We start from the raw sequence: 618 nt of genomic DNA on the forward strand, positions 1-618 counted from the left end.
GCATGATCACCCGTGTCCACTCACCCACCGGCCTGGACACCCACGAACGACCACGGTTCACACAAGACGCCACACCCCCTCCCAACGCGGGAGGGTGGGCTCATAGCTCAGCGGTAGAGTGCCTCCCTTGCAAGGAGGACGCCCTGGGTTCGAATCCCAGTGAGTCCATGTCACTCCGACTCCGAATCCGTCCCATTAAGTGGGCGACGCGACTCGGATAGGATACGACGACCGATGCACCATCCCGGGAAACCGCGGATGGGAAGGGTTCGACGAACACCCCGCCAGGGTGATTCGATGACGACCGTGTATACGTGCGATCCAGACGTCCACTGAACTCAACTGAGTTCGTGGAACGTCAGTGAACCATATACAGTCGAGTGACTTTACAGTCACACGACACCGTTGGACAACTCTTCACAGATGCGTCCAACAACACTACTGGCTACTGTGCCAGCTGGTGAATGGCTCGGCTCGAGAGCCGACGAAGGACGTGCCAAGCTGCGAAAAGCTCGTGGGACCCGCATGGAGGGAAAGAACACGAGATTTCCGAATCGGAATCCGTTTTACAATTGCTACGCGCAATAGGGAACTCCCTGAATTGAAACATCTCAGTAA

1 tRNA gene and 1 rRNA gene are annotated in these 618 nt (G+C 56.6%); both read left to right on the forward strand.

From position 1 onward, the window contains the following. Positions 1–96 precede the first annotated feature (96 nt). Positions 97–168 (forward strand) — tRNA-Ala (locus N5096_RS15695). A 268-nt stretch (positions 169–436) separates the two neighbouring features. After that, positions 437–618 (forward strand): 23S ribosomal RNA (locus tag N5096_RS15700); the annotation flags it as partial.

This window comes from Halorubrum yunnanense, from assembly GCF_026586675.1.
Taxonomy (GTDB): Archaea; Halobacteriota; Halobacteria; order Halobacteriales; family Haloferacaceae; genus Halorubrum; species Halorubrum yunnanense.